Annotated in this window: 9 protein-coding genes; 2 read left to right on the top strand and 7 right to left on the bottom strand. The window is 31.4% G+C overall.

Going from position 1 to position 10,350, the window contains the following annotated elements; all coding sequences use genetic code 11:
- A partial coding sequence (locus NZM04_03935) for a hypothetical protein (GenBank protein ID MCS7063190.1) occupies nt 1-205 on the bottom strand: 205 nt, incomplete at its 3' end.
- Nucleotides 206-564: 359 nt separating this feature from the next.
- Here NZM04_03935 and NZM04_03940 point away from each other — a divergent pair.
- Nucleotides 565-1,314 (top strand): hypothetical protein, encoded by a 750-nt coding sequence (locus NZM04_03940; GenBank protein ID MCS7063191.1) that lies wholly within the window; start codon nt 565-567, stop codon nt 1,312-1,314.
- 3 nt (nt 1,315-1,317) lie between these two features.
- Here NZM04_03940 and NZM04_03945 read toward each other — a convergent pair whose 3' ends face one another.
- Both NZM04_03945 and NZM04_03950 read right to left on the bottom strand, forming a co-directional pair.
- Nucleotides 1,318-4,362, bottom strand: a complete 3,045-nt coding sequence (locus NZM04_03945; GenBank protein MCS7063192.1) for a VWA-like domain-containing protein — start codon at nt 4,360-4,362, stop codon at nt 1,318-1,320.
- A 218-nt stretch (nt 4,363-4,580) separates the two neighbouring features.
- Nucleotides 4,581-5,642 carry an AAA family ATPase gene (locus NZM04_03950; protein MCS7063193.1) on the bottom strand — a complete coding sequence of 354 codons (1,062 nt, stop codon included), beginning with the start codon at nt 5,640-5,642 and terminating at the stop codon, nt 4,581-4,583.
- 108 nt (nt 5,643-5,750) lie between these two features.
- Between NZM04_03950 and NZM04_03955 the strand changes: the two genes are divergently transcribed.
- The gene (locus NZM04_03955) at nt 5,751-6,206 is read left to right on the top strand and encodes a hypothetical protein (protein MCS7063194.1); all 456 of its coding nucleotides are present in this window, start codon (nt 5,751-5,753) and stop codon (nt 6,204-6,206) included.
- A 32-nt stretch (nt 6,207-6,238) separates the two neighbouring features.
- Here NZM04_03955 and NZM04_03960 read toward each other — a convergent pair whose 3' ends face one another.
- The 4 genes from NZM04_03960 to NZM04_03975 all read right to left on the bottom strand — a co-directional run bounded on the left by NZM04_03960 (nt 6,239) and on the right by NZM04_03975 (nt 10,328).
- Nucleotides 6,239-7,237 carry a hypothetical protein gene (locus NZM04_03960; GenBank protein ID MCS7063195.1) on the bottom strand — a complete coding sequence of 333 codons (999 nt, stop codon included), beginning with the start codon at nt 7,235-7,237 and terminating at the stop codon, nt 6,239-6,241.
- A 56-nt stretch (nt 7,238-7,293) separates the two neighbouring features.
- Nucleotides 7,294-7,989, bottom strand: coding sequence for a hypothetical protein (locus NZM04_03965; protein MCS7063196.1), 696 nt, complete (start codon nt 7,987-7,989; stop codon nt 7,294-7,296).
- 63 nt (nt 7,990-8,052) lie between these two features.
- Nucleotides 8,053-9,744 carry a hypothetical protein gene (locus NZM04_03970; GenBank protein ID MCS7063197.1) on the bottom strand — a complete coding sequence of 564 codons (1,692 nt, stop codon included), beginning with the start codon at nt 9,742-9,744 and terminating at the stop codon, nt 8,053-8,055.
- A 248-nt stretch (nt 9,745-9,992) separates the two neighbouring features.
- Nucleotides 9,993-10,328 (bottom strand): hypothetical protein, encoded by a 336-nt coding sequence (locus tag NZM04_03975; GenBank protein MCS7063198.1) that lies wholly within the window; start codon nt 10,326-10,328, stop codon nt 9,993-9,995.
- Nucleotides 10,329-10,350: the final 22 nt, after the last annotated feature.

The raw sequence follows: 10,350 nt of genomic DNA on the forward strand, positions 1-10,350 counted from the left end.
TTCGGTTGAAGCAAGTCTCGCCGAGTTGCGGGGGCTCTTGCTCGCTTAGGCCGACGGACGCGGTGCTTTTCGCGGTGTGTGGAGGAGCTATGGCGGTCGGTTGCGTCGTTTGTGCAATGCTGGAATCGGCGGCATCCCTCCAAGTAAGCGCATCCGGGTTATCAGAGCTATCCGCGGGACTACGCAAGTATTTGGATTTAGGCACACCCTGGTTTTGTTGTGTTGTTTATAATTAAGTAAAATGGGGAGCGCGCAATATTTGCCAAGGATAATCCAAGCTATATGCAGACGATAAGAAATACAAGCATAATCATCGCTTATGTAGGTATTTCATTTTTCATTTTATCTCATGAGAATGGCCTAATGCGCTGCAATGGTTATACTCTTATGAACCATCTGGACCATCTGATCGCAGCAATTCCTCTAAACCTTCTATTCTGCTTGATTCTCTATTCCCGGTAAAAACTTTAAGAGATTTCTTCGCGCGAATAACTAAATATTTTTCGAGCTATAATCTTTACCTATCTGTTTTCTTTGTGGTGATCTTGATGTATAGTAATAGCTATGGTGTGCGTAGAAAATCATCATTTGTGGATTGAATATTGTCTATATCGCTTTTTTTATAAAGACACAGAAGAAGATCTGATTGCAAATAGGACCAGACAGGGTGATAATATATCAAAATGTAATTTATGGCTACCAGTTTCTTGTGGAGAAGAGTTCGCCACTGAAATTATAGATATAATGTATAAAATAATAGAAAAGTTTAGGGTGAAAGCTTTGAGAATAAACGAAAAGAAATCGTTTACCTATAAAGGCATCAATATAATAGAATATATAGAAGGTGATTACAATAAATTTATGCAGAATTTGTCCAACATAATTATTTTGCCAAATATAATAATAAAGAAATATGATTACGAGGGATTAAAACCATATAACAAAGCAAAAATTATCATTCAATCAGCGCCATCTGATGTTGATACTATACCGGTCTTAGTTAATACTGAGGATATAGGTTGTGGTAGAGAATACTTTATACTAAACGAGTGTTTTAATATATTCAAATACAACCCAAGAATATTAAACAAGGATGTGGAGATAATTTTATTTTGCGATAAAAGTGAACATAACGCAAATGGTGGTGAAATAATATGTCTGCCAAATCATTCTTACAATATTTCATATAAAATAAAAGGCAAAGAAGATGATTTATTGAATGTCTTGATATATATTAACGCTGATTATAAAACCGCAACGATTTTAACTGGCCTTGCATTAAGAATATTTCTTAATAATATAAAAGCCAGATGAAACTTATGAATTCACTAAACAATTGGTTGGTTTATTAACATAACAATATTGATCAGTAGCAATATGATAATAGTAATGCTCTGCAGGGAAAGTTATAACCGACGGTTGTGTGCCTATATCAACCACCAATGTATACGGAGGCAGGTTTATATCTGTTACATTATGCCACGTACTATATAAGTCTGTTAAAATCACAACCAAACCATAATTTTTTTCTTTCTTTGTCGCTTTTTGTTTATCTCTTTTATTCTTCTCTCCGAAAACATATCTTAAAGCTTCGTCAATAGAAGTTCCTCCACCGCCATTGACTTTTATATTTTCAAGTTCTCTTATATTTTTAATTACCTTATCGGCTTGAAGACCATCATCCCAGAAAACCATTCGCAATTCCTTGAACCTCTTAAATAATGGAAAAATTACACTTGCTGCTCTTTTGAGATCTTCATTAGCAATACTTCCACTGACATCAACGATTAATAAAGCAGAAATATCTTTTAACGTTGTTTTGGGCAGTGGAATCTCATTTATTCTTCCTAAAGGTGATAATCCTGACCATGAACGCCGTGTCAACGCGTTCGAACGATCTTTAATCATTTGTGCCACTAAACGATGTAAATGTATGTGTGGTAAATATCTTTTCACATTTTTCTCTATTGCAGGCCTGTCAAAAATGTTGCGCAAAGTCTGACCCATACCTACACCTATTTTCTTCATCGTTTCTTGATCATTCAATATCCCCGTTACTTCAATCCTTATATTTTCCCTGCATTCATTGATCTTATCTTGATCTATCTTTGAATAACTTTCAACAAGCATTCTGAATAATTCTTTGGATAAATAATCTTTAAATTTATTCTTTACATCACCAACGCCAAAATTACCGAAAAAATCCGCTATTTTATCAATTCTTTTCTCAATATCATGGCTAATATCTTCATGTTTTTTGGCTAACTTTTCGTTCAATTCTCGTGCTAATTCCTCTATTTTGCGTTGTATATGATCAAGAGCTTGCGAATACAAATCTTGAATATCATGGTTTTGCATGTGTTTATTTTCAAATGGAGATAGTTGCGCATTGGCATATATATTACTCTGTGATATAAACATTTCTCCTGCCATTTGACCAGACAAACAGGTCTGAGTATTAGACTGTGATTCTGTCATTTGGCAGTGCGAATCATCCTGATTACTAGATTGACCAGATAGCATTTGACAATTTTCACCATTTGACAAAGATGGTATTTGAGATGATCCACTATCTTTGCTAAAAGAATTCTGAGTACCAGATTGTGATTCTGTCGTTTGGCAGTGCGAATCATTCTGATTACTAGATTGACCAGATGGCATTTGACAATTTTCACCATTTGACAAAGATGGTATTTGAGATGATCCACTATCTTTGTTAAAGGGAGGATGATTATTAGAATCATCTAACTGATTACTAGGTTTATGATTTGAGATCGTTTTTGATAGGTAATCAGCAATAATTTTCCTAGCTATTTCATTGCGATCTATTAAATTATTTTTATATAAATCAAATAGCTTTGAAAATTCTTCTGTCGCACTTATATGCGTTCTACTTTGAGACAATTGCTCCTGGTTTGTTGCGATAACCTGAAGCATTAGCGTTTGATCAGGTAGGTCAGTGCCTTGGTCTTTATTATAGCTAATATTATATTCAGGCGTTAAATCACTTAAATTTTTATTTACTTCTTCTCGCTCTTTATTGAACAAATCCATCGTTTTGCTTATATTTTCAATCATGAAGTCAAGTGCTTTCTCAACCATATTTTTATCTACGCCACTATCACTAATAGCATTCTTAATCATATTGAAAGTAACTTTTGCAGTCACAGGACTGATGAAATCTACGATATTATCCATTCTCTTATTACTTTGAATTGCGCTATCAACGAATGATTTATTATGATAATCCAAACATTCCTCAGCCAAACGGTCAATCTCTCTTTCGCTTATATTGTCCACGTCAATATTTTTATTTAATACACCGCGATTGATTAAATTATATAAAGAATCACTATATTGAAAACCTCCGAGCTGATTATTATCTTTAAGTTTAGAATAACTGACAAAAGAGACCTGATCGGATAAAATATGGTATGCTATACTCGTTGTATTTTTTGCATAATCAGAGAAAATGTCATCCAAAACATCCATCAGCATATCTAATAACATGCGATCAGGATCATTTTCAAGCTTATCATTAAAAGCTTTTTTCATATTTTCTATTTCATAATTTAAATTTTCAATAAAGTCTTTGCCTAAAGGCTGAGTATGATCACTCAAATTTCTGAATTGGTTATTCAATTTGGACATATTTTTTCTTATTTCAGATGTTGTATCTTCTCTGGTTAATGCTCTACTTTGAGATATTTTATCCAAATCTTTCATTAATTTACGGATCTCTTCGTATAAATTATATATCTCATCGTATTGTCTAGCAATGAAATAAGTATAGTTAATTAGATCTAGCGCATATTTATCGATCTGTTTTTTAACATCATCAGGTATTTTTTCGAACTTGAGGATAAGTTCTCTAAAAATGCCCATAAATACTTTAAAACCGCTGGTAGTATGATCTACATCCTTAACTCCAAAAGAATCTGCCAGATTTTTTATACTAATATAATTGACGTATCCTTCATCATCTGTTAAATCATGAATATACCTTTTTTCTATTGACATTCTAGAAGCGAAAACCCTCGTCATGAAATTGGTCAAATTATTAACATCGTAATCAATGCAATAATTATATAAATAAAGCACAGTTATATATAGAAGTGGATTTCTTTGCGGTGATATATTATTATTATACAAAAACGTTTCTATATAACTGACATGGCCTAAAGCTATATGTAGACATTCGTGGATTAGCAAAGGCACAGCCTGTAAAAACGGAGTAAAATTTAAGCTTGAATTTGTGTTACTATTCCCCGGTGTTTTTTCAGATATTTGCAACTCTATTGCGTTTATTAATTCAAGCAATCTCTCCTTATTATAAATCACATTTGCGCCATCTGTGTACATAGTATGTCTACTACTATTGTTTTCGATTATCTTGCAAGAATTAGTGATATATCTTAGAGATCTGAATGCGCTTGCTATTTTAGCCCATACTCTCTGGAGATAGTTATTGAAATTATTCTTTAACCCTTCTGTATCACCATATGATTTAAATAATTCGTTAAAAATCGTGCCGTAGTCGTATTGCTTAGATTGTGTTTGTACGTTCACTTTAACACCTCCTATGCGTTTGAGTAAAAGATTTCACGTGATCTTGTTTTTTTACCCCTAATTATTTTATCTGGATTTTTACCCGCTATTATTTCATTACACGTTTTTTCGAATACATTATCAATCTTGTCTTTTAAATTTATTATTCTTTCTAATAAGTTGTAATCTTTCATCAATTTATTCCCAGGTTTATTTCCTATATAACCACAGACAAAAGTACCTATAACCTTATCAGGCGCATTCATGCTAAACAAAACGGCTAATGCTTGAATAAGAGCATCTCTAGAAGCCGGGCAATCCCATCCTGTATATGAATTATCCAGGTCATTATTTGCCTGTGTTATCACTTCATCTGTTGATTTTGTAATATCAGCTAAAACCTGAGATATAGCTATTGACCATAGTCTGATAAGGGTCAAAGAAGGAATTTCAGGATGAGACCATGGAACATCGTCATTGATTTTTGCGTTCATTACATTATTCATTAAATTGGTAAAATATTCATTCAAGTCAGAATACCTAAAGTTACCTATATTAAGTATACAAAAGCGTCGCCTCAGTGCCTCATTAATAGCATTTGCTGCGTGTGAGTGTTCGTCGGTATTCCCCGTAGCAACAATTGACAGATTACGAATTGGTAGCCCATACCAACATCCTGTCGATATGCAATTAAGGACCGCTTTCTGAACATTATCAGGGCTGTTTGTGATTTCCTCTAAAACAAGAACAGCATTTGGGATATATCTATATTCAGACAGGAATTTATTTTGAATATCATAAATCTGCTTAAAGCTTGGATGTGATATTATTTGGGTGGAAACCTTTCTATTATATGGATCTGTTCTTGCAAGAGTAACGCCGCTTAAAGCGGTAGCATCGACAGAACTCATTACCATAATTTGTAGCAATGCTTCATCCTTTAGCTGCTTGGCTAAAGATTTGGCCCATGCAGTCTTGCCAATTCCGGGAGGTCCTAGTACCATAAATTTTGCTTCAGGAATAGCTGTGCATAGAGCGGATATCCATTTAAAAGCATCTATATGATCATTGAATGAGTTGCTGTAATCGCTCATAGTATTATTATATGCCGATTTAAACACAATTGACCTGCGCTATGAACCAGGTAGTAGATATAACATAGAAAGCTTGACAAAAACGATCATCTCAAGTATATTATGGTCATGCTGTTCAAGCCGTTCTTTATCTCAAAAAGACCTATTAAAATTACACTGTCCATACAAAAAATACTGGAGAAGTTTTATGCTGCAAAGCAAAGTTATAGCGAGAAAAAGTTTATAGATTTAATAGATCATGTCGAAAATTATCTTAAGGATAAAGATGCTCAATTAGATGATGCTAAAAATATTTTGCTGCTTAAAATAGCTATATTATCTTGCGCATATTGTCATTGTATATCTGGAGATGATTTTTTTGCTAAAATGGCCATTGATTACATAGACAAAATCTCTCAACTGCCGTTATCTATATATGATCGCGAAAGATATAATTTACTAAGAGGTAAGCTGAATGCGGCAACTCATAAAAATAGTTATGAGCTTGATTATGAAATAAAAAATATATTGTCGAACATAGAAACAGGGGAACAAATATTGACCTATGATTTAATAAGAGTTTAGTTAAATTAAGAAGGTAAAATAAGATGCGGTTTTTAAGATAACATTACTGAACTATTTCCGTATTTTTGGTTATAATTACATTTTTTATGAATAAAAGCATCTGCGTATTCGATGCTTTTTTTTATCAAATTCTCTGTTTTTCTGTTATTATCATATAGTTGCAGGCTATGTTTATTATTTGTATGATAGATTAAACTCATATCCCATAAATAGTATAGTATTTTAGAATTTAAATCTTTATCTATTTGACAATAAAAAGACGATATTGTTAATAAATAAATCATATTTATTATTTCATGCGACTCAAATCCTTCCGGTTTTTCATGATAACGCGACTTAATATATTCAAAAATAATGTTTCCTGCTTGATATAGATTTGAATAACTTCTGCAGTTTTTCAGCATATTTTTAATATTTTTAGTCACTTCTTCGTTTTTAATTCTATTGGATATATTAATAAACAAAGAGTCTTGGTTTAACATACTCATCCGTACCTCGTCAAACGTGAAAAATAAGCTCCTAAAAGCTTCATAGTCCAGTACAACGTCTAATTTTAATTGATGATTAAAGTAAATTTCTCCTATACAAGAATATGCTGAATGCATGTAGAGTGAATTATAAAGGCAAAATTCACCCGCATCAATATCTAAAGATTTAGATGATATATACAACATACCGATGACCTTATGATATTTTTTGTTTATCATTAAATTAATAAAAGCTGAGGTTGCTATAGCATGTGTTGCAATATCTTTGTGGTTATATTGCATGGCGTCATGAATAATTTTATCTAAAAAACTGTTTATTACATATAATATAGATTTTTTAAACTTCTTTTTTGCATATCTATATCTTAATAATTCCTGCGCAAGCAAGCAATGGAGATATTGTATCTTATGTAACAAACATGATCTAGAGGGAACATCTGATTTAAATTCTGGCTTATGCGTACATTGAGATATAATCCTCTCAATACCTCTTAAATTATTTCTACTACACTTCAAAACATCAAGTAGGGTAGTGTATTCCATAGATATATTATAACCCTAGCCTGATATATTTATGTTGCATGAAAAAATATCCCCGGTTATGTTCTAAAAATTCCACGTTTTCGCATAAAATGCCGCAGAGAACTAGCTAAATCCTTATCATATATAGTGTAATCATCAACGGATACAGATAAATCATTGGGACTTATACCAATATGGTATATACTTTCTATTACTTTACAAACTGATAACTCGCGATTATCTTGGTTGTTATAAATATTTTTAACGTAATTTTTAATTGGATTTCCACCGTGATGATATTTAAAATGAAGAGACATTACAAGGCTTTTAAAATTATTAACCTCGCATTCAATATCTTGTTCTTGGCTTGGATTTACACATCTTCTCTCTAAAATAATATTAACATTCCTCTCTCTTACTAAATTATTTAATGCAAGGCACTCATGATGATTTTCGTTATACATAAAATTAAGCAACTCATTTTCAATAAATGAGTATATGTTTTGATGAACACTCTTATTGCTTAATTCGATGATCTCTTTAAAAAGATAAAAAGCATCAAGCAGTGTATATATTCTATTCTTATTTTTATGTAAATTATTGAGGATAATCTCTATTAAAGACTTGGCTACTAAATCAGCAAGTTCCATATTCTTTTCTTCAGATAACACAATCAATAATTTTAAAAATTTACCATAAATATCGCCTTTTATATCTTTCTTCATGACCCTATCTATATCTATAAGAAAATTATAATAAAACTCGCGCGACATGTTTTTATTATAATCCAGTTTTTTATTATTGACCAGGTATAAAAAATTAATAGCGAGAAATTCTTATGCTAAGATGAAATTATAATTATCATCTGGACAGCTGAAGAAAGATATAAACTGAACACGGTCTATGATTCTCTTGACAAAAGTATTTTCGGTAATATTCATTAAAGATGTCAAAATCAAATCTCTGTCTATTTTATCAGTACATTTATCTATCAACTCTTTATAGCCAGGAATTATTTCATTTATAGTTAAACATGATACAGTCTCTGCTAACTCATAGTTTTTGTTTTTTATTATCCCGCGCAGGACAATCTCAAATTTCTCCTCCCAATTATTTTTGTCTCTCAGTCTATCTAATATATTTAAAGACACATCAGGTTTACATTTCAACATGCATAATACTTTGCTCTCTTTTGATAAACAATTATATAAAATTATTTTACTGTCTATATCCAGTTCATGGTTATAACAAATAACATTAATTATGCTGTCATCATCTAACTTAGAAACATACTTAGTGTATATATCCTTGTTGATAAATACACATGAATTAATTATTGCACTCAAATCACTTTTGTTCATTTGATCTAATACACGATACAATAATTCATGATTAATATCTTTATAGTAATTTATGATAAAAATAATATTATTTATGCCTATTCGATTTTTATCCTTGCTTATATATTTGATTGCCTCAGGCCATAATAATAATACATGTCTTAATTCATCATGAGTCAATGTATTTAATTTATTCACAATCACATCCTTGTTCATATCTTCAAACGTATCTCCTATATAACAAATATACTTAATTTCACAGGCTGTAAAAAACATTTCTCTCTCTAAGTGATTCAGTTCTTTGATGATACTGTACATCAATTCTTTTATAATACACTCAAAAGAAACAATATCACATTGCTTTTTCCGGAGATATTGCTCTGTTATACTACATATCTTTTGCAACAAGTCTTTTTTTACGCCTGATGATATAGCTTTATCCTCATGTATTATATTTTCATAGATCAATCGTTTAGAGATGGATTCTATATTCACCTCATCAGATTTGATCTTACTATCCTTTATCATTAAAACAGATAACCACGGGTGTATCTTATCCAAAATTTCTTTTTTATCCAGGTTGTATTTATCTATGAGGCTATAAATAATATCCTTAGTAGCCCATAAATCACAAGCATGGTTTTTATCCTGAGAAAAATAATTTATTATGTTATCAATAACGCGATCTTTTAAATCATCAATGTCTTTTATTTTATCTATAATACTTTCAACACATTCTTCTCTACAATTTAATAATAATCGCGTGATCCATGTTGCTTTTAAAGATTGATCAACGTCTTTTTTGAATATGGCATTTAAAAAAGATGTTATATTCGTGTTGATAATATCAGAAACGATATCTTTCAGATATTTCCTATAACAACTTGACTCGATGGCGAGTTGTTTAAAATAATCGCCCATAAAATTACTTAAAAAACAAACGGAGATATCGTGATGTTGTGCAAACTGTCCATCAAAAACAATGCAGTATATTTCTCTCTTTAAGAAAAAAGAAAGCGTCTTCTTTATATAATCATCCTGTATATTATCAATCAATCCTCTAATTGCTATTTTTCTGATTAACTCCTGACTCTTTTCATCTATATTTTTCTCTACGTCAGGTATTATTTGTTTAACAGCAGTAATTATCTCTGTAACATTTAAAACCCTATCGTCTATTATTTTCAACAACAATTTGTATGCCTGGTCATATTCTCGATACAACATCATAAGATCATAGGTTACCGAATACGATAAAAACGGGTTAATCTTGTAAATAAAATAGTACAAGAAAATAGAGTGATATCCTTTTTTGTACAAAAGATCGCCGTTTAACCTTATTTTTATATACAGATCGTCATGCATCATGAGATATCCCTGTTTTAGTATGATTTATATAAATGCGGTTTATGTTGTATAATTACTTCTAGACACCATTATCTGCCAGGCAAGTTAATAGATGTATCAAATCCGCCTACTTCACGAATAGCATCAATCGTCCATATAACTAAGCTCGGTGTCAGCAAAAATATTCCTATAAGAACAAGCACAGTAGTTAAACCTATGATAAGTCTTGACAGATCAGCCTCTATTAATGCAAGGCCACGAATAATTAAATTAATACCTATGATAATAACCGCAAACATTGAAACAGCCATGCCTATAGTAAACATGAGCTGTATAGAACCTTCGCCGAACTCTTTTATAGCCTTACATCCACTCAAATAAGACGCAGACAGCAAGAGCATCAATTTCCATGGCAACTTCATCATACTTGTAATATTATATCACATC

This window comes from Candidatus Methylacidiphilales bacterium (assembly GCA_025056655.1).
GTDB lineage: Bacteria > Verrucomicrobiota > Verrucomicrobiia > Methylacidiphilales > JANWVL01 > JANWVL01.

Bases quoted from the DNA above. Each gene is read 5' to 3' on its own strand.
- NZM04_03940 (MCS7063191.1), top strand. From the start codon at position 565: ATGGTGTGCGTAGAAAATCATCATTTGTGGATTGAATATTGTCTATAT.
- NZM04_03945 (MCS7063192.1), bottom strand. From the start codon at position 4,362: ATGTACACAGATGGCGCAAATGTGATTTATAATAAGGAGAGATTGCTT.
- NZM04_03950 (MCS7063193.1), bottom strand. From the start codon at position 5,642: ATGAGCGATTACAGCAACTCATTCAATGATCATATAGATGCTTTTAAA.
- NZM04_03955 (MCS7063194.1), top strand. From the start codon at position 5,751: ATGCTGTTCAAGCCGTTCTTTATCTCAAAAAGACCTATTAAAATTACA.
- NZM04_03960 (MCS7063195.1), bottom strand. From the start codon at position 7,237: ATGGAATACACTACCCTACTTGATGTTTTGAAGTGTAGTAGAAATAAT.
- NZM04_03965 (MCS7063196.1), bottom strand. From the start codon at position 7,989: ATGTCGCGCGAGTTTTATTATAATTTTCTTATAGATATAGATAGGGTC.
- NZM04_03975 (MCS7063198.1), bottom strand. From the start codon at position 10,328: ATGATGAAGTTGCCATGGAAATTGATGCTCTTGCTGTCTGCGTCTTAT.